The following is a 20,153-nucleotide window of genomic DNA, read 5'->3' as shown; positions in this document are numbered from 1 at the left end:
CGGATGTTCGGCATATTTAAGGAAGACTTATGCGCTGTCAACCACAATACGATGGACCGGTTTACATCTGGTTAAAAAACAAACAATCCTGTTTGCTATGCGGCGAAGCATCCGATGATGCGACGCCTATCTGCATTGCCTGTGAGACTGAACTGCCTTGGCTCGGCGACCAATGCCAGACTTGCTCCCTGCCCTTGCCAACGTCAGGCCTTAGCTGCGCCCAGTGCTCCATGCACCCACCAGCATTTAGCGAGGTCCTGGTGCCATGGCTTTACGACTTTCCGGTCGATAGCCTGGTAGTGCGCTTCAAACACCAGAGCAATTGGCCTATGGGACGCCTGTTGGCGCAACTGCTTGGGCAATTCCTGCAGCACCGCTTCGACGAAGGCTTGCCGCGCCCCGACTGCCTGCTACCCGTGCCTCTGGCCAAAAAACGCCTGCGTCAGCGTGGCTATAACCAGGCGGCCATGTTGGCTCACTGGTTGGGCACGTCCTTGGATCTGCCGGTCAACGAGCAATTATTAAAAAGAATCAAGGAAACCCCCGCTCAGCAAGGCTTGAACGCCAAGGCTCGGAAGCACAACTTGCGCAGCGCATTCACCCTGCTCAACGCAGAGCAGGTAAAAGGCCGCCGTGTCGCACTTATCGATGACGTACTTACCACCGCCTCCACCGCCGACGCTATCTCCCGCCTGTTGATCGAGGCAGGCGCGCGACGGGTCGATGTGTATTGCCTGGCGCGGACGGCGAAACCAGGGGATTGATCATCATGTGGTATTCGATGCTGAGGCGTTTTTTAAACTCTGATATTTCATGCTTCAGATTTTTCCTACATTGCATGGAGAAAAATATGTAATCAATTACTGTTTTTCCGGAAAGACATTGCATTCAAAAAGTGACCACCTAACATCAGCACGGCAACTTCTTGATAAATTCCCGTTGATTTCGTCGATGCTCGACGTTGACGAAATCTGGCATCAACACATACCGGACACTCGCATCTGGAGCTACGAGCGTGAGTTATAGCGAGGTAGTCAGGAAATCACTGCCGGCGTTCACGCTAGGTCGCTTAACGCCCGCGATTGGAATTTCAACCGTTTTCGTGCTGATGGCTCATAAAAGCGCTGTGGATTTACCTGTTTTTTCTTACGTGCTAGCTGCCGCATCGATAATATCAGCGTTTTTCTCTTTAATACTGGCCACTATCGGTAATAGAGCAGCTTCTCTAGCGCACAACCCTGTGGCGCAACGTGACGTATTTAGCGGCGGTTTTACCCTTGCACTGATCATTGCAGCAGTAACGTATTTGGCGTGTTTTTCAGCGACCTATTTTATCAGCAAAGCAGACGGACTCCAGGATTTGGACAGAGATGCTTTCTGGACGCTTGTGCTTATCTACATAGCCTGTACTCCGTTGCTGGTGATCAATACTTATTTACAGCTTTTTCTGGAAGCTACCGGACAGGCCTCAAGCTGCGCAAAGGCAAAAACAGCCATCACTTTATTTGGCTGCATTGTGCTAGCGATACTTTTTGCAGTCATCAGCAGCGACCATTTCAAATACTATGCAATGTCCTATTTTACAGGCACTGAACTTCTTACTTTACTGTATCTAATCAAGCTAACCAAAGACCAACGTTATTACTCTCTAAAATCGGCAAAAAAAGTGTGTCGCTATTTCTTTGGCACAGGCCTTCCAATCGCCGCAGGGTTGAGCGGGCAAAAAGTGTATTTTTATCTGCTGACGGAAAGGCTGGCGCGAATCGATACACAGCTCGTCGCTCAGCTATCCGTATTCATGACAGTGATTGGACTGCTCATCATTCCCTCGCTCGCCTTCACCCAGATTCACAGCCTTGAAGTCAGTCGACAGGTTAAACAGTCCGCACAATGCTATCGGGCCGGACTGAGTTGGATAATCGGGATGATGATACTAAGCGGCGGCATTCTGTATTTCTGTGCCGACTATGTATTTCTTGCCGTCGGAGGGTCCATCACCGATTACACCATGAAGCTTTATTTCACGTTATTGATATTCCTCACTTGCAGTTCATTGCTGTCGCTGGCCATTGCCCACCTTCGAGCCCGGGGCGAGACCTTTATTCCGCAGTTGTCGATCAATGCAATCATGCTGCTGATTTTGACGCCGACCCTCTATAGCCTTCAATTCAATTCTGCAGGTCTCGAGACGTTCTTGCTGCTTCAAAGTGCAGCGGCAGGTGCCGGTTTTCTATTGTTGAATGCACGGATTTATTTCGTTCACCGGCGTGACGAAAAGTCCATTCGCGCCTTGTCGGCAACGGAGCCTGCACCCCGGTGATACCTCAAGAGGGCAAGCGGCCTCCCATCAGCGGTGCGCCGGCAGGCCTCGCGCCAAGTGGATTTCCCTTACACTCGACGCCACCGCCATCCATTAAAAAGACCGCTCCATGCCCCTTCCGACACTGCTGACCCAGCACATCGTCCGCCGCCCGCAGCGCATTGCCTTGCTGCAACACATCGCCGAACAGGGCTCGATCACCCGAGCCGCAAAAAGCGCAGGCCTGAGTTACAAAGCGGCATGGGATGCCATCGACGAACTGAACAACCTGGCGCAAAAACCGCTGGTGGAGCGCAGTGTCGGCGGCAAGGGCGGCGGGGGCGCCAGATTGTCCAGCGAAGGCGAGCGTGTGTTGCGCCTGTATCAAAAGCTGCAAGCGCTGCAGGCTCAGGTGCTGGAAGCTGCCGAAGAGGCCAGCGACCTCGACCTGCTCGGCCGACTGATGCTGCGGACCAGCGCGCGCAATCAATTGCATGGCAAGGTCGTGGCGATTGAAAGCCAGGGGCGCAACGATCTGATTCGCCTGGAACTGGCCGCAGGCTTGACCATCGATGCGCAGATCACCCACGACAGTACCCTTCGCCTGGAGCTGGAGAACGGCACTGAAGTGGTGGCGCTGATCAAGGCCGGCTGGCTCGATCTGCTCGACATCCACGAGGCAGTAAGGCCAGGACACAATGACCTGACCGGCATCATCGAAGAAACCCTCAATGCCGAAGACGGGCCCAGCGAAGTACGCATCGGCTTGCCCAATGGCCAGACCCTGTGTGCGCTGGCCGAACCGGCGCACTTGCGGGCCTTGGGCCTCGCCACGGATAAAGCGGTGCGGGTGCAGTTCGCGCCATCCAACGTTTTGCTTGGTACACCGCTCTGAAACATTAGTGTCACGATCGCTCTTTAAGGTGGCTGCAAAAACCCGCAGGGAGCCTGATGTGAGCCTATTGGAAGAAAACCAGTCCACCGACCTCGAAAAAATGGTCGGCCTCAGCCGTCGTGGCTTTATCAGCGCCGGCGCCTTGTGCGGTGCCGCGATGTTCCTCGGCGGCAATCTGCTGAGCCGTAGCGTGCTCGCCGCCAGCGTCAGTGCGGGCACCAGCAAACTGTTGGGCTTCGACAGTATCCCCGCTGCCACCAGCGACACCATCAGCCTGCCGCCCGGCTACAAATCCTCGGTGTTGATCAGCTGGGGCCAGCCGTTGCAAAAGGACGGTCCGGCGTTCGACCCCAGCGGCAACGGCACCGCCGAGCAACAGGAAACCCAGTTCGGTGACAACAACGACGGCATGAGCCTGTTCGAGTTTCCCGGGGAGCAAGACCGGGCGTTGATGGCGATCAACAACGAGTACACCAACTACCGCTACCTCTACCCCCACGGCGGCATGCCGCAATCGGCTGACGATGTGCGCAAGGCACTGGCCTGCGAAGGCGTGTCGGTGATCGAGGTACAGCGCAAGGATGGCCAGTGGCACTTTGTCCAGGGTTCGCGCTACAACCGGCGCATTCACGGTAACGCGCCGATCAGCCTGAGCGGCCCGGCCGCCGGTCATGATCTGTTGAAAACCAGCGCCGATCCCCAGGGCAAGCACGTCCTCGGCACCTTCCAGAACTGCGCCAATGGCAAGACGCCGTGGGGCACCTATCTGACCTGCGAAGAGAACTTCACCGATTGCTTTGGCAGCAGCAATGCCGAACAGAAATTCGATGCCGCGCAGAAACGCTATGGTGCGGTGGCGGCCAGCAAAGAGATCAACTGGCATCAGCATGACGAGCGTTTCGACCTGGCGAAGAACCCGAACGAGCTCAATCGTCATGGCTGGGTGGTGGAAATCGACCCCTTCGATCCGCAATCGACGCCGGTCAAACGTACGGCGCTGGGCCGCTTCAAGCATGAAAACGCTGCCTTGGCCGAAACCAGAGACGGTCATGCCGTGGTGTACATGGGCGACGACGAGCGTGGCGAGTTCATCTACAAATTCGTCAGCCGGGACAAGATCAACCACCAGGACCCCAGGGCCAACCGCGACCTGCTGGACCACGGCACTTTGTACGTGGCGCGCTTCGACGCAGGCGACGGCAATGCCGATCACCCCAAGGGCCAGGGCGAATGGATTGAACTGACCCATGGCAAAAACGGCATCGATGCCGGCAGCGGCTTTGCCGATCAGGCCGAGGTGCTGATCCACGCGCGCCTCGCCGCCAGCGTGGTGAAAGCCACGCGCATGGACCGCCCGGAATGGATCGTCGTCAGCCCCAAGGATGGCCAGGTCTACTGTACCCTCACCAACAACGCCAAGCGCGGCGAAGACGGCCAACCGGTGGGCGGGCCGAACCCCCGTGAGAAAAATGTCTATGGCCAGATCCTGCGCTGGCGCACCGACCATGACGATCATGGCGCCAACACCGTCTCCTGGGACTTGTTCGTGGTGGCCGGCAATCCGGGCGTACATGCCGGCACGCCGAAGGGCGGCTCATCGAACATCACGCCGCAGAACATGTTCAACAGCCCGGATGGGCTGGGCTTCGACGATGCCGGGCGGCTGTGGATTCTGACGGATGGTGATTCGAGCAATGCGGGTGATTTTGCCGGCATGGGCAACAACCAGATGCTGTGTGCCGACCCGGCGACCGGGGAGATTCGTCGTTTCATGGTCGGGCCGGTGGGTTGCGAGGTGACGGGGATCAGCTTTTCGCCGGATCAGAAGACCCTGTTCGTGGGGATTCAGCATCCGGGAGAAAACGGTGGGTCGACGTTCCCTGAGCATTTGCCGAACGGGAAGCCGCGGTCTTCGGTGATGGCGATCTCCCGGGAAGATGGCGGGATCGTCGGCGCCTGATAGGCCCTCTTCGCGAGCAAGCCCGCTCCCACAAGGATCTGCTGTGTCGCAAATCCTGTGCACACCGCAGCCCCCTGTGGGAGCGAGCTTGCTCGCGAAGGCGTCAGCCCAGACAACACTCATCTCAAGCCCAACCCCTAAAGACACCCCGTCTGCGCTACCATGTCTGGCCGGACGCGGCAGCCTGCTGCGCGCAGGAGTCAGCATGGCCCACCCGTTTGCAACCCTCACCCCAGACCTCGTGCTCGATGCTGTCGAAAGCATCGGCTTTCTCAGCGACGCACGCATCCTGGCGCTCAACAGCTACGAAAACCGTGTCTATCAGGTCGGTATCGAAGACTCCGAACCGCTGATCGCCAAGTTCTATCGCCCGCAACGCTGGACCAACGAAGCGATTCTCGAAGAGCACCAATTCACCTTTGAGCTCGCCGAGTGCGACGTACCAGTGGTCGCGCCGATGATTCACAACGGTGCCAGCCTGCACGAACACAACGGTTTTCGTTTCACCCTGTTCCCGCGCCGTGGCGGCCGCGCGCCGGAGCCGGGCAATCTCGATCAGCTGTATCGCCTCGGCCAACTGCTTGGTCGTTTGCACGCCGTGGGCGCGACCAAGCCGTTCGAACACCGTGAAGCACTCGGCGTGAAAAACTTCGGTCACGACTCACTGACGACATTGCTCGAAGGCAACTTCGTACCCAAGAGCCTGCTGCCGGCCTACGAGTCTGTGGCCCGCGACCTGCTCAAGCGGGTGGAAGAGGTCTACAAAACGACGCCGCACCAGAACATCCGCATGCATGGCGATTGCCACCCTGGCAACATGATGTGTCGCGACGAGATGTTCCACATCGTTGACCTCGATGACTGCCGGATGGGCCCGGCGGTGCAGGACATCTGGATGATGCTCGCCGGCGACCGCCAGGAATGTCTTGGCCAGTTGGCGGAATTGATGGACGGCTACAACGAGTTCCACGACTTCGACCCGCGGGAATTGGCGCTGATCGAACCGCTGCGTGCCCTGCGCCTGATGCACTACAGCGCCTGGCTTGCCCGCCGCTGGGACGACCCGGCGTTCCCCCACAGCTTTCCGTGGTTCGGCAGCGAACGGTATTGGGGGGACCAGGTGTTGGCGTTGCGTGAGCAACTTGCGGCACTCAACGAAGAACCCCTGAAACTCTTCTGATTCAGCGCATTCCCCCCTGTAGGAGCGAGCTTGCTCGCGATGCACTCGAGAGCGCCGCGTTTAACAGTAAACACGCGTTATCGTTAACGACCATCGCGAGCAAGCTCGCTCCTACAAGGTGTTCACAATTGCTCAACCTAATCTGGCAGGACATCCGTAGACAAATCTCCTTACAATCCCCTCTTTGTTAGCTGCCTAAGCAAGGACTCTGCATGCAAGCCGCCAACCCGCGTCGCGGGTACATTCTGGGCCTGAGTGCCTACATCACCTGGGGTTTGTTCCCGCTCTACTTCAAAGCCATCGCCAGCGTGCCCGCGGTGGAAATCGTCATTCACCGCGTGCTCTGGTCCGCCCTGTTCGGCGCCTTGCTGCTGATGGTCTGGAAGCATCCGGGCTGGTGGCGCGAGCTGCGGGACAACCCGAAACGCCTGGCGATCCTGGCCCTGAGCGGCACGCTGATCGCAGCGAACTGGCTGACCTATGTCTGGTCAGTGAACAACGGCCGCATGCTCGAAGCCAGTCTCGGGTACTACATCAACCCGTTGGTGAATGTGCTCCTGGGCATGCTGATCCTCGGCGAACGGCTACGGCGCATGCAGTGGCTGGCGGTGGCTTTGGCGGCGGCTGGCGTGGCGCAACAGGTGTGGCAGGTCGGCAGCCTGCCGTGGGTGTCGCTGGTGTTGGCGCTGACATTCGGCTTCTACGGGCTGATCCGCAAACAAGCGCCAGTCAAGGCGCTGCCCGGCCTGGTGGTGGAAACCTGGATGCTGGTGCCGATTGCCATTGCCTGGCTGCTTTTCAATCAGACGGCTATAAGCGCTCAGCCTGAGTTCTGGACCACTTCCGAAGCCTGGTGGCTAGTTGCAGCCGGGCCGGTGACATTGGTTCCACTCGTATGTTTCAACGCCGCCGCACGGCATTTGCCCTACACGACGCTCGGATTTCTGCAGTACCTGGCGCCAACGCTGGTGCTATTGCAAGCCGTCCTGCTGTTTGGTGAACACCTGTCCTCGAGCACACTGCTGGCGTTCATCTTTATCTGGGCCGGTCTGGCCGTCTACAGCGTCGATGCGTGGATAAGTTTGCGTCGGCGCGACTGATCAAAAAACGCACAAATCTTCACAGGCCACGTCATTCGTGGCCTGCGTCGATCCTTCCCAAGGTTATCCACAGCGTGATACCCGCCATTTGTGCGTAACTTGTTGAAACTGCTGGTTTTTTGATCAGGTCCTGAAGAAGCCCGGTCGGCGTGGCCTGGCGGGCTGTCTCTACAGGTTATCCACAGGCAGGTGCACGTTTAAACTGGATAACCTTTCAAGGGTCGCTGCGCAGTACCAATTCCACCATCAGATCGTCGGCCAGGGTTTCCAGGCGCGACTGCAATACGTCCAGGGACAGCGTCAACGGCACCGCAAGAATCGCTTCGGCGTGGAACAGTGGCTCGCTGCTCATCGGTGCCGGGCGTACTTCGGTCACCAGCCGTTCGAGGTTCACCCCCTGTTCGCTCAGCAAACGGGTAATGTCACGGACGATCCCCGGTCGATCATTGCCCACCAGCTCCATCGCAATCGGTTTCCAGGTGCAGGATTGTTCGATGCCACTTTCGGCGATCAGCACCCGTATGCCATGGGAGGATAACTTCTGAAGGGCATCGACCAGTTCGTCGTAGGCCTCGGCTGGCACGCCCACCCGAAGAATCCCGGCGAACTGCCCCGCCATGCGCGACATTCGGCTTTCCAGCCAGTTTCCGCCGTGCTCGGCAATGCACTGGGCAATGCGCTCGACCTGCCCAGGCTTGTCCGGAGCGAATACGGTGAGTACGAGATGGTCCATGGCGCAGCCCTCTTTGTCATGACTTTTGTTATAGAAGAGCAAGTATAGGCAAGCGGCGATTCTGTGTTGAGTCGTCTGACGCCTTCGCGAGCAAGCCCTCTCCCACAAGGATTGCGCCGGACCTGTGGGAGCTGACTTGCTCGCGAAGGCAGGCGCCGCCGATGCCGCCGAACAGAAAATCGTGTACAAGTTTTGATATTTAACTGGAACAATCTATTGGTTTTTTGAGAACATCCCGTTCCCCGACCTGACCGCAATGCGTCATAGGGTCGCAGATCGACGTAATTAGTCTAATTTTCACAAGCGCAATTCATCATGTAGTATGCCGCAGCGTGCACTACATAACCTTGGATCGATGTCTGCCCAAGCGCCGTCGCAACCCTGAAAGCCCCGTCAGCAAGGCCCCAAGCCGTTGATTGGTCCAAACCCAGCCGCCCGCGATGGCATGTACTGGTAGACGGGTTTGTGGTTTAAATGGCCAGAGGCTTCATTGTCAAAATTGAAGAGCTGAAAAGCGAAATAGCTGAGCAGAGTGAGGCAAGCAATGACTGAACACGTTCAAGTCGGTGGCCTGCAGGTCGCCAAAGTCCTGTTCGACTTCGTGAACAACGAAGCCATTCCCGGTACCGGCCTCACCGCCGATAAGTTCTGGGCCGGCGCCGACAAGGTCATTCATGACCTGGCACCGAAGAACAAAGCCCTACTCGCCAAACGCGATGATTTCCAGGCTCGTATCGATGGCTGGCACCAAACGCGTGCCGGCCAGGCGCACGACGCCGTGGCCTATAAAGCCTTTTTGCAAGACATCGGTTATCTGCTGCCAGAAGCGGCCGATTTCCAGGCAACGACGCAAAACGTCGATGACGAAATCGCCCGCATGGCCGGTCCACAGCTGGTGGTGCCGGTGATGAACGCCCGCTTCGCCCTGAATGCTTCGAATGCCCGCTGGGGTTCGCTATATGACGCGCTCTATGGCACCGATGCCATCAGCGAAGCTGACGGCGCGGAAAAAGGCAAAGGCTACAACAAGGTTCGCGGCGACAAGGTCATCGCCTTCGCCCGCGCCTTTCTCGACGAAGCCGCCCCCCTGGCGGCCGGCTCCCACGTCGACTCCACAGGCTACAAAATCGTCGACGGCAAACTGGTGGTCGCCCTTAAAGGCGGCAGCAACACCGGCTTGCGCGACGATGCGCAGTTGATCGGTTCCCACGGCGATGTCAGCGCCCCTACCGCGATCCTGCTGAAGAACAATGGTCTGCATTTCGAAATCCAGGTCGACGCCAGCACCCCGGTCGGCCAAACCGACCCGGCCGGTGTCAAAGACATCCTGATGGAAGCTGCGCTGACGACCATCATGGACTGCGAAGACTCGGTCGCCGCCGTCGATGCCGACGACAAAGTGGTGATCTACCGCAACTGGCTCGGCCTGATGAAGGGCGATCTGTCGGAAGAAGTCTCCAAGGGCGGTCAGACCTTTACCCGCACCATGAACGCCGATCGCCGCTACACCGGCATCGACGGCCAGGAGCTGAGCCTGCACGGTCGTTCGCTGTTGTTCGTGCGTAACGTCGGTCACCTGATGACCATCGACGCGATCCTCGATAAAGACGGCAACGAAGTACCGGAAGGCATCCTCGACGGTCTGGTGACCAGCCTGGCGGCCATCCACAGCCTCAATGGCAACAACTCGCGCAAGAACAGCCGCACCGGCTCGGTCTACATCGTGAAGCCGAAGATGCACGGTCCGGAGGAAGCGGCGTTCACCAATGAACTGTTCGGTCGCATCGAAGACGTGCTCGAACTGCCGCGCAACACCCTGAAAGTCGGGATCATGGACGAGGAGCGCCGGACCACGGTCAACCTCAAGGCCTGCATCAAGGCAGCCAGCGAGCGCGTGGTGTTCATCAACACCGGCTTCCTCGATCGCACCGGCGATGAAATCCACACCTCCATGGAAGCCGGCCCGATGGTGCGCAAGGCAGACATGAAGGCTGAGAAGTGGATTGGCGCCTACGAAAACTGGAACGTCGATATTGGCTTGAGCACTGGCCTGCAAGGCCGCGCGCAGATCGGTAAAGGCATGTGGGCCATGCCCGACCTGATGGCGGCGATGCTCGAACAGAAAATCGCCCACCCGCTGGCCGGCGCCAATACCGCCTGGGTACCCTCGCCCACCGCCGCGGCATTGCACGCCCTGCATTACCACAAGGTCGATGTGTTCGCCCGCCAGGCCGAACTGGCCAAACGTGCCCGCGCGTCGGTCGACGACATCCTGACCATCCCGCTGGCGGTGAATCCGAGCTGGACCGTGGAACAGATCAGGAACGAACTGGACAACAACGCCCAGGGCATTCTTGGTTACGTGGTGCGCTGGATCGACCAGGGCGTGGGTTGTTCGAAGGTGCCGGACATCAACGACATCGGCCTGATGGAAGACCGTGCGACGCTGCGTATTTCCAGCCAGCACATCGCCAACTGGCTGCGTCATGGCATCGTCACTGAAGAGCAGGTGATGGAAAGCCTCAAGCGCATGGCCCCGGTGGTTGACCGCCAGAACGCCAATGACCCGCTGTACCGTCCACTGGCACCGGATTTCGACAGCAACGTCGCCTTCCAGGCGGCGGTCGAACTGGTAGTGGAAGGCACAAAGCAACCGAACGGTTACACCGAGCCGGTCCTGCACCGTCGTCGCCGTGAGTTCAAGGCGAGAAACGCTCTGTAAAGCCCACCTATGGACAGCAATCCCTCGGAGTTAAAAGCCCGGGGGATTGTCGTTTCAGCTCCTGCACATGTGAAATCACAATTTGTTGCGTAAGGCGTTTGCCGCGATGTAACTCGCTATTTTCGAAGCGTTCATGAACAAGGCAAGCCCAAGGATCGTGAGCACGAGGGCGAACAGCTTTTCGTTACTAATGGGTTCGTCGAGCACATACCACGAGGTCAGGATGCCGGAGATGGGAACGATCACCGACAATGGGGCAACCTGACTGGCCGGATACTTTTTGATCAACCGGTTCCACGCCCAATAACCGAAAACCGTCGCCACATACGCCTGGAACAGAATGGATAGCAGCACCGGAGCCTTGAAGTCCGTGATCAATGCCTGGAAAGGTGCGGCCCCCTTGACCCAGTAAGTCATCAAGTACAACGGCGGCGTTGCGTACAGGCTCGACCATACGACAAAGGAAAAAATATCGCGCACCTTGCATTTCTTGATCAGCACGTTACAGAGGCTCCAGCACAATGCTGCCAGCAGCACCAGGAGCAAACCCTTGTTTTCGGCACTCCCCTCGGTCACATGGATAATGAACAGCAGGCCCACCAAGGCAAATAAAATGCCCGTCACGTGTATCGCCGATATTTTTTCCCCGAAAAGCACCACACCCCATATAACGGTAAAAAAGGCACTGAATTGCAACAGCAAGGACGTCACGCCTGCACTGACGCCCAGATACATGCCGTAGTTCATCAACCAACACATTCCGACACCAAACAACAATCCGTACAAGGCGATGACACTGGAGCTCACATTTTCAGGTTTCTTGATAAAGAACACCAAGGGCAATGCACAAAACGTAAACCGCAATGCAGTCAGCATAAACGGATCGATCCCATCGAGACTGATATCGATAACGGAGAAGTTACTGCCCCACATGACGGTTACCGCGATAACCAGGAGAAGGTCGCGAAAGTCCATTTTTATCATGTTGTTTCTTCATTGTGATGATGGTTTTAAAGCGCACGCCCCCATCCAAACCAAGGCCTATCCACACGGCAGGACCGCCGGCAGGAGCAGTCCGAATGTTGAATTCACGAGTGCCATCAGCGAGCGCTTGCTGGCGCCGCTGGGTATTTGCCTGGAACTGGGGGGGTGCTGGCAGACCTTGTATTAACGAACGGGCGGTTAACCAACGCCCCTACGCTTCAGGTCCAAAAAAGATAACTTAAACTTAAGCGACCAGTATCAGTTATTTGTGAACTAACATTTCTTGAGCAAAACCGAAAGATCTTATTACAGCGAAACTCCACAACAGACAATATTTATTACAAGCCAACACATTCGCATACAGTCATACCGGTATTCGGACCATCGACCCTTTCGAAAATCATTTATTCAATTCCCAATTCACGCTTTACCAGTGCAAGTAAAACTCCGGTGTCGACAGGCTTGAGGAGAAAATCCACCACACTCAAATGCATGGCGGCAATCGCGTCTTTCACGTCGGCATCGCCGGAGACGATGATGAACGGCATGGCCGCCCGTACCGATTCACGCACCTGGCGGATCAAGTCCAGGCCATCGACATGTCCCATTCGCAAATCAGTGATCACCAGGCCGATCGACGGCTTTTCGCTCAACATCTTGAGTGCCGTTTCCCCACTGGCTGCGGTCATGCACCGAATGCCATCCAGACCCAGAATCTCTGACAACAGCTCACGGGCGTCTTTATCGTCGTCAACGATCAGCACCCGCTGCGGCGGCAAGTCAGGTTCGAGCATGACCGCACTCAACGCCTCGCGCTCGGCGTCACTCAAAATATCGTGGTCGGACATGGCTTACTCTACAGTTCGAATTCAATCACCTGACTCATTCGTCAGACATCGCCAGCAAGACCTTCAATGTGCCCTTCGTCGGAAAGATCTCCTATAGCCAATGTAGGAGGCTTTTCTGAAAGTTGCGTCAGATATTTCCTAACTTCCACCCGTTGCGCTTGCCGACCTAGACTTACGTCCAATGGGCACCCAGGGCGCAGAGGCCGACCATGGCTCAGTCATCCGACAACAACAATTCAAAAAGACTGCGGTAATGGTTATGAGTAAAGCGGACGCCTTCACCAAGGCAGGGAAAACCGCGGTGTTGCAGAACATACAGGGCACTTTGCAATTTCTTCAGCGCTTCCCGCCCTTCAATCAAATGGAACACGCACACCTGGCGTACCTGGTCGAGCAATGTCAGCTACGTTTTTACGCGCCCGGCGAGAGCATCATCAAGCCCGCCGATGGCCCGGTTGAACATTTCTACATCGTCAAACAAGGTCAGGTCGTTGGTGAGCGTCCCCACACGGCCAAGGGCGGGACCGAAACCACCTTCGAAATTACCACCGGTGAGTGTTTTCCCCTCGCCGCGCTACTGGGCGAGCGTGCGACCCGCACCGAACACCGGGCCGCCGAAGACACCTTTTGCCTACAGCTGAACAAGTTGGCGTTCATCAAACTGTTCGCGCTGTCCAATGCGTTTCGTGACTTTGCCCTGCGCGGTGTCAGCAGCCTGCTGGATCAGGTCAACCAGCAAGTCCAGCAAAAAGCCGTGGAAACCCTGGGCACCCAGTACTCACTGAACACCCGGCTGGGTGAACTGGCGATGCGCCACCCGGTGACCTGCAGCCCCGCCACACCCCTGCGTGAAGCCGTGACCCTGATGCACGAGCAGCAAGTCGGCAGCATCGTCATCGTCGACGAGCAAAAAGCCCCACTGGGTATTTTCACCCTGCGCGACCTGCGCCATGTCGTGGCCGACGGCACGGACGACTTCAACGAAGCCATTGAACGTCACATGACCCAGGCGCCTTTTTACCTGTCGCCGGACCACAGCGCGTTCGACGCGGCGATCGCCATGACCGAGCGGCACATTGCCCATGTCTGCCTGGTCAAGGACCATCGCCTGTGCGGCGTAGTGTCCGAGCGGGATCTGTTTTCCCTGCAGCGGGTCGATCTGGTGCATCTGGCACGGACCATCCGCAGCGCCCAGCGCGTGGAAAACCTGGTGGCACTGCGCGGCGAAATTGGCCAACTGGTGGAGCGCATGCTGGCCCACGGCGCGTCGTCGACCCAGATCACCCACATCATCACCCTGCTCAACGACCATACCGTGTGTCGGGTCATCGAACTGACGCTCGCCGAGAAAGGCGACCCTGGCATTGCGTTCAGCTGGCTGTGTTTCGGCAGCGAAGGCCGCCGCGAGCAGACGCTGCACACCGATCAGGACAACGGCATTCTGTTCGAAGCCCGGGACGCGGCCCATGCCGCCGAGATTCGCGGCAAGCTGTTGCCCATCGCCCAGCAGATCAACCAGAGCCTGGCGCTCTGCGGCTTTACCCTGTGCAAAGGCAACATCATGGCCGGCAATCCCGAGCTGTGTCTTTCCCGGGCGGAATGGGCGCGGCGCTTCGCGGCCTTTATCCGTGAAGCAACGCCGGAGAACCTGCTGGGTTCGAGCATTTACTTCGACCTGCGCGTGGTCTGGGGTGATGAGCAGGGCTGTGAGCAGCTGCGCCGGGGGATTCTCGACCAGGTTGACGACAACCGGTTGTTCCAGCGCATGCTGGCCGAGAACGCCCTGCGCAATCGTCCGCCCGTAGGCCGTTTCCGGGATTTCGTGCTGGCGCGCAAGAACGGCGAGAAAGCCACGCTGGACCTGAAAATCCAGGGCCTGACGCCGTTTGTCGACGGTGCCCGCTTGCTGGCACTGGCCCACGGGATCGAAGCGAACAATACCCTGGAGCGCTTCCGCCAACTGGTGGACAAAGGGGTCATCGAACGGCTGGACGGTGCGGCGTACGAAGAGGCTTATCACTTCATTCAGCAAACCCGCATGCAGCAGCATCAGCTACAGACCCGGGAGAATCTGCCCCACTCCAATCGGGTCGATCCGGACAGTCTCAATCATCTTGACCGACGGATCCTGCGTGAATCCCTGCGTCAGGCTCAACGCCTGCAAAGCAGCCTGGCCCTGCGGTATCAGCTATGAGCCTGTTTTCATGGTTGCGCCCTTCAGGCCCGATGCTGCCCGGCGACCTTCAACTGCGTTTGCAACGCTTGCCGACGGCCGCCGAGCCGGGTGAATGCAGCCTGCGCGAACAACGATGGGTGGTGCTCGACCTGGAAACCACCGGGCTGAACCTGAACAAGGATCGAGTACTGTCCATCGGCGCGGTGGTGATCGAAGACGGAGCGATCGACTTCAGCCAGCAATTCGAACGCACCTTGCAGTGCAGCGAGCTCAAACTCGGCCCCAGCGTACTGATTCATGGGCTGGGCCCGAGCGCAATCGCCGCCGGCAGCGACCCGGCCCTGGCCTTGCTCGACTTCATGGAGTTTGTCTGTGACAGTCCCGTGCTGGCCTTTCATGCGCCGTTCGACCAGCACATGCTCAGGCGCGCATTGAAAGATCACCTGGGCTACAAGTTGCAACATCTGTTTCTTGATGTCGCGGATATTGCGCCGATGCTGTGTCCTCAGGCGTCTATTCGCGAGGCCGGGCTGGATGAGTGGATCGACTGGTTCAAGCTGGAGGTGTTCGAGCGACATAATGCCAGTGCCGACGCGCTGGCCACGGCAGAACTGGCGCTGATCCTGTTCAGTCGGGCGCGGCAGCAGCAGATCCATAGTCCGCTGGAATTGCAGCAGCGGTTGAGGCAGTGGAAACGCAGGCAGCGCGCGCCTTCCTTCTAGATCTGCGGCGCCTGTTCCGGCCTCTTCGCTGGCCAGCCAGCTCCTACAGGGTTTTGTGTCGTTCGCCAATTTCGTGAGCGACACAAAACCCTGTGGGAGCTGGCTTGCCAGCGAAGAACGATGACGCGGTCTGACTGAACGCCCTCCCATCAAAACCACCCGACCAGTGGCCAATTGCTTACCTCCCCCGCCTCTGCCACAATCGCGAACAATTCTCGTTAGTTAACACTTCCCAATCGGTGATATGGCGTGCCGTCAGTTCCAAGCCCCCGGAGTGAGCTCGTTGGTGCGTTGTATCGCGACCATCGCAGCTGGCTATTGGCCTGGCTACGGCGCAACGTGGCCTGCCCGCAACGGGCGGAAGACCTCAGCCAGGACACCTTCGTCCGCCTGCTGGGCCGTGATGAACTCAAGCAACCTCGCGAGCCTCGGGCGTTTCTGGTGGCGATCGCCAAGGGCCTGCTGTTCGACTATTTCCGCCGCGCCGCGCTGGAACAGGCCTACCTGACCGAACTGATGCTGATCCCCGAAGCCGAACAACCTTCAGTGCAAGAGCAGCAACTGATTCTGGAAGACCTGAAAAACATCGACCGCCTGCTCGGCCAGCTCTCGAGCAAGGCCCGTGCAGCGTTTTTCTATAACCGACTTGACGGCCTCGGTCACGCGCAGATTGCCGAGCGCCTGGGCGTGTCGGTGCCCCGGGTTCGTCAATACCTGGCCCAGGGCATTCGTCAGTGCTACATCGCGCTGTATGGTGAGCCGGTATGAGACCGGCCAGCTCCCGACCGGTGTCGGCGCAGGTGCTGGATGCCGCCATCGCCTGGCAGCTGACCCTGGATTCGGGCAACCCGGTCGATCGCGAAGAATTCGCCAAGTGGCATGCCGCCCACGAAGAACATGCCCGGGCCTGGCGCCAACTGGGCATGCTCGATGCACGCTTCAGCGTTGCCAGCGGTCCGGCCCGCGCAGCCTTGCAGCAATCGCACGAAAGCATTCGCCGACAGGTGCGCAAACTGGGCAGCGGTGTGGCGAGCATCGTTGCGGTAATCGGCCTGGCGCTATTCGCCGGTGATCGTTATCTCCCGCTCGACTACTGGCTGGCCGACGAGCGCACCGCCACCGGCGAGCAACGCACCCTGCGCCTGAGCGACGGAACGCTGGTCAACCTCAACACCCACAGTGCCGTGGACGTTCGCTTCGACGAAAAGCAGCGGCTGATCATTCTGCAGGAAGGGGAGATCCTCGTCGAAACCGGGCATGGCGATACCCGGCCGTTCATCGTCGAAACCCGCGAAGGCAGCATGCGCGCACTGGGCACCCGGTTTCTGGTCAAGCGCGAAGAAAACGGTACGCGCTTGAGCGTGCTGCAATCGGCGGTGGCCGCGCACCCGCAATCAAGCCCTGAAGAGCAGATTTTGCGCGAAGGTCAGCAAGTGCTGATGCGCGACAACGGCCTCGGCCCCGCCATCGCCCTCAAGCTCGGTGCCGATGCCTGGACCCGCGGCATGCTGGTGGTGGATAACGCGAGGCTGGAAGATTTGATCACGGAACTTGGCCGTTATCGCCGCGGACATCTGGGGGTTTCACCCGAGATTGCTGACCTGCGAATCACCGGCAGTTTCCCGCTGCACGACACCGACCTGGCACTGAGCGCCCTGCTGCCGACCCTGCCGGTGCAGATCGAACAGCACACGCCGTGGTGGGTGACGGTGGCAAAGGCCCAAGCCAAGCCCTGAGGAATGTTGTGCCTGCCAAGCCGCTTGTGTCTTGCGGTCAACACCGAACCTGTAGGAGCCGGCTTGCCGGCGAAGGCGTCCTCATTGGCTATGCAAGGCTCGAGGCCGCCTTCGCTGGCAAGCCAGCTCCTACAGGGTTTTGCGTAGAACAGTAACGCTGTGAACACCACAGAACCTGTGGGAGCGTGGCTGCCCGCGAAGAAGCCGCCAGCATCACCGCAAATAATGAAACGAATTATTTTCATCCATCCCTATCACTTTTGCAGTCTCGTTCGGCACCCAGGCAATTGAGAAATATTCCCCTTCAGGAGCCGCCGTATGTCCCGCTCGCTAGACACCTTGTTGCGCCCCGGTTTGCTGGCCGTCGCCATAGCCCTCTGTGCCCCGCTGGCCTGCGGTAAACTGATCGCCGCCGAGCAGGCGTCCAGCGTTCGCGCCTATAACTTGCCGGCCGCGCCCCTGGCCAGCACGCTGAACCAGATCGCCAGCCAGGCGGGCCTGGCACTGTCGCTGAATCCAGCCCTGGCGGCAGGCAAAACTTCGGCTCCGGTCCAAGGCCAGTTCGACGCTGCCGGCGCCCTGCGCGAAGCCCTGCGCGGCACCGGCCTGCAACTGGAACAGAGCAGCGCCGGCACCTACACCCTGGTGGCCGTGCCCGAAGGCGTGATGGCGCTACCGGAAACCGCCGTCCTCGGCGTGCAAAACATTGAAAGCGCCTGGGGTCCGGTAGAAGGCTACCTGGCCACTCGCACCGCCGCCGGCACCAAGACCGACACCGCCCTGGTCGAAGCTCCTCGGTCGATTTCGGTCGCCACCCGGCAGCAGATGGACGACCGCAAAGTGCAGAACATCGATGATGCCGTGCGCTACATGCCCGGCATTACCGCCAGCAGCTACGGCAGTGACACCCGCGCCGACTGGCTGCGGGTGCGCGGTTTCGAACCGACGCAATTCCTTGACGGCTTGCCGCTGCCCAAAGGCGTGTACGCCAACCCGAAACAGGAAACCTGGAACCTGGATCGCCTCGCCCTGCTGCGCGGCCCGGCTTCGTCGGTGTACGGCCAGACCCCGCCCGGCGGCTTGCTGGACATGGTCAGCCGCCGCCCCAGTGCCGAGTCGAGCCATGAAATCCAGGTGCAATACGGCAGCGACAACCATCGCCAGATCAACTTCGCCAGCACCGGCAAGATCGACGAGGAAGGTCGTTTCCTCTACGGCCTGAGCGGCGTGATACGCGACAGCGGCACCCAGATCGACCACGTCGACAACCAGCGCTACAACATTGCGCCGAGCCTGACCTGGAACATCGACGACGACACCCGATTGACCCTGCTCACGCAGTTCACCCGTGACGATACGGGGAATACCAGCCAGTTCTACCCCATTCAGGGCACCAAAATCGACATGCCATTCGGCAAGATCTCCCATCACAAGAATCTGGGAGATCCGAACTACGAATACTACGACCGCACCTACTACGCACTGGGCTACGCCTTCGAACATCGGCTGAACGATGTATGGCAGTTCCGGCAAAACCTGCGCTACACCAAGTCTGACCTGTCGTTCCAGACAATTACCGTCAACAGCTACTTCCCAGAGTTCGGAATGGTCGTCGACGATGAAGGCAATACCGGGCGGGGCACTACCAATGTGGACGAAGATATCAGTCAGTTCGCGGTGGATAACAATTTCCAGGGCGACTTCACCACTGGCGATATCCAACACACCCTGCTGATCGGGCTCGACCACCAGCGTAACAACACCAATTACACTTCGATCTTTGGTTCCGCCCCGAGCATCAACGTCAATCGCCCTGAATACGGCTTGCCGATCACACGCCCACCACGCTCCGCCGCATTCTATGACTACGACCAAAAAACTCGTCAGACCGGTCTGTACATCCAGGACCAGATGGCCCTCGACCAATGGCGTCTGACCGTGGGTGGTCGCGAGGATTGGGTCCACACCGGTACCAAATTTTTTAACAAAGGCGATGCCACCAACACCGAGCGCGACAAGAAATTCAGCGGCAACGCGGCGATCAGCTATGTGTTCGACTCCGGCTTCGTGCCCTACCTGTCCTACGCCGAATCGTTCCAGCCAACCAGCAACGCCACCGCGTCGCCAACCGATTCGTTCAAGCCGACCGAGGGCAAGCAATGGGAACTGGGCATCAAATACCAACCGCCTGGCAGCAACACCCTGCTGACCGCTGCCGTGTACAACCTGACCCAGAAAAACGTCTCCGTCACCACCACCAACTCGAACAACGTTGCAATCACCAGCCAGACCGGCGAAGTCAAAGTCAAAGGCCTGGAACTGGAAGCCGTTTCCGACGTGACCGAAAACCTCAAGGTCATCGCCGCCTACACCCTGGCCAAGTCCGAAGTGCAAAAAGGCGACTTCAAAGGCAACCGCCTGCAACTGATGCCCAACCAACAGGCTTCGTTGTGGGCTGATTACACCTGGCACAACGGCGTGCTCGATGGCTTCGGTATCGGCGCCGGCGCGCGTTACACCGGCAATACTTATGGCGATCAGGGCAACACCTGGCTGGGCAAGGCCGACGCCTACACCGTGTTCGACGCGGCGGTTCATTACGACCTGGGGCGGCTGGACAACAGCCTGAAAGGCGCCTCCCTGGGACTCAACGCGACCAACCTGTTCGACAAGGACTACATCTCGACCTGCGACAGTTTTTATTGCTACTACGGCGACCAACGCAGTGTCGTCGCCAGTGCCACTTACAAGTGGTAATCGCTTGATCTGACACGCTCGATACCCTGGCCGTCCTTCGA

Annotated in this window: 15 protein-coding genes; 12 read left to right on the top strand and 3 right to left on the bottom strand. The window is 58.6% G+C overall.

Going from position 1 to position 20,153, the window contains the following annotated elements:
- Positions 1-29: 29 nt before the first annotated feature.
- The 6 genes from J2W17_RS29725 to rarD all read left to right on the top strand — a co-directional run bounded on the left by J2W17_RS29725 (position 30) and on the right by rarD (position 7,434).
- Complete coding sequence (locus J2W17_RS29725; RefSeq protein WP_307343439.1) at positions 30-764, top strand: ComF family protein; 735 nt, start codon at positions 30-32, stop codon at positions 762-764.
- Positions 765-1,015: 251 nt separating this feature from the next.
- Positions 1,016-2,320: a hypothetical protein gene (locus tag J2W17_RS29720; RefSeq protein WP_307343436.1), complete on the top strand. Its 1,305-nt coding sequence runs from the start codon at positions 1,016-1,018 to the stop codon at positions 2,318-2,320.
- Between the two features lie 109 nt (positions 2,321-2,429).
- Positions 2,430-3,194, top strand: a complete 765-nt coding sequence (locus J2W17_RS29715; RefSeq protein ID WP_307343433.1) for a TOBE domain-containing protein — start codon at positions 2,430-2,432, stop codon at positions 3,192-3,194.
- A 58-nt stretch (positions 3,195-3,252) separates the two neighbouring features.
- Positions 3,253-5,154, top strand: a complete 1,902-nt coding sequence (locus tag J2W17_RS29710) for a PhoX family protein (protein WP_307343430.1) — start codon at positions 3,253-3,255, stop codon at positions 5,152-5,154.
- 205 nt (positions 5,155-5,359) lie between these two features.
- Positions 5,360-6,334, top strand: a complete 975-nt coding sequence (locus J2W17_RS29705; protein WP_307343427.1) for a serine/threonine protein kinase — start codon at positions 5,360-5,362, stop codon at positions 6,332-6,334.
- Positions 6,335-6,546: 212 nt separating this feature from the next.
- Entirely contained in the window at positions 6,547-7,434 is an 888-nt protein-coding gene (rarD, locus tag J2W17_RS29700; RefSeq protein ID WP_307343424.1) for an EamA family transporter RarD, read from the top strand.
- A gap of 214 nt (positions 7,435-7,648) precedes the next feature.
- Here rarD and J2W17_RS29695 read toward each other — a convergent pair whose 3' ends face one another.
- Positions 7,649-8,167, bottom strand: coding sequence for a glycine cleavage system protein R (locus J2W17_RS29695; protein WP_307343420.1), 519 nt, complete (start codon positions 8,165-8,167; stop codon positions 7,649-7,651).
- A 544-nt stretch (positions 8,168-8,711) separates the two neighbouring features.
- On the opposite strand from J2W17_RS29695, the gene J2W17_RS29690 reads away from it, so the two are divergent.
- Positions 8,712-10,889 (top strand): malate synthase G, encoded by a 2,178-nt coding sequence (locus tag J2W17_RS29690; protein ID WP_307343417.1) that lies wholly within the window; start codon positions 8,712-8,714, stop codon positions 10,887-10,889.
- Positions 10,890-10,964: 75 nt separating this feature from the next.
- Here the strand turns inward: J2W17_RS29690 and J2W17_RS29685 are convergent, their stop codons facing one another.
- Positions 10,965-11,873: an EamA family transporter gene (locus J2W17_RS29685; protein WP_307343414.1), complete on the bottom strand. Its 909-nt coding sequence runs from the start codon at positions 11,871-11,873 to the stop codon at positions 10,965-10,967.
- A gap of 404 nt (positions 11,874-12,277) precedes the next feature.
- Positions 12,278-12,721: a response regulator gene (locus J2W17_RS29680; RefSeq protein ID WP_307343411.1), complete on the bottom strand. Its 444-nt coding sequence runs from the start codon at positions 12,719-12,721 to the stop codon at positions 12,278-12,280.
- Between the two features lie 259 nt (positions 12,722-12,980).
- Between J2W17_RS29680 and J2W17_RS29675 the strand changes: the two genes are divergently transcribed.
- The 5 genes from J2W17_RS29675 to J2W17_RS29655 all read left to right on the top strand — a co-directional run bounded on the left by J2W17_RS29675 (position 12,981) and on the right by J2W17_RS29655 (position 20,112).
- The gene (locus tag J2W17_RS29675; protein ID WP_307343408.1) at positions 12,981-14,915 is read left to right on the top strand and encodes a putative nucleotidyltransferase substrate binding domain-containing protein; all 1,935 of its coding nucleotides are present in this window, start codon (positions 12,981-12,983) and stop codon (positions 14,913-14,915) included.
- Positions 14,912-15,619, top strand: coding sequence for a 3'-5' exonuclease (locus J2W17_RS29670; RefSeq protein ID WP_307343405.1), 708 nt, complete (start codon positions 14,912-14,914; stop codon positions 15,617-15,619). Before J2W17_RS29675 ends, J2W17_RS29670 begins: the two co-directional genes overlap by 4 nt.
- 249 nt (positions 15,620-15,868) lie before the next feature.
- Positions 15,869-16,387, top strand: coding sequence for an RNA polymerase sigma factor (locus J2W17_RS29665; RefSeq protein WP_307343402.1), 519 nt, complete (start codon positions 15,869-15,871; stop codon positions 16,385-16,387).
- Positions 16,384-17,355, top strand: a complete 972-nt coding sequence (locus J2W17_RS29660; RefSeq protein WP_307343399.1) for a FecR domain-containing protein — start codon at positions 16,384-16,386, stop codon at positions 17,353-17,355. The genes J2W17_RS29665 and J2W17_RS29660 overlap by 4 nt, the downstream gene beginning before the upstream one ends.
- A 318-nt stretch (positions 17,356-17,673) precedes the next feature.
- The gene (locus J2W17_RS29655) at positions 17,674-20,112 is read left to right on the top strand and encodes a TonB-dependent siderophore receptor (RefSeq protein ID WP_307343396.1); all 2,439 of its coding nucleotides are present in this window, start codon (positions 17,674-17,676) and stop codon (positions 20,110-20,112) included.
- The last annotated feature ends 41 nt before the right edge of the window (positions 20,113-20,153 follow it).

The sequence above is a fragment of the Pseudomonas lini genome (assembly GCF_030812475.1).
GTDB lineage: Bacteria > Pseudomonadota > Gammaproteobacteria > Pseudomonadales > Pseudomonadaceae > Aquipseudomonas > Aquipseudomonas lini_A.
The sequence above is the reverse complement of the archived record's forward strand: the minus strand, read 5'-3'. Positions and strand labels throughout refer to the sequence as shown.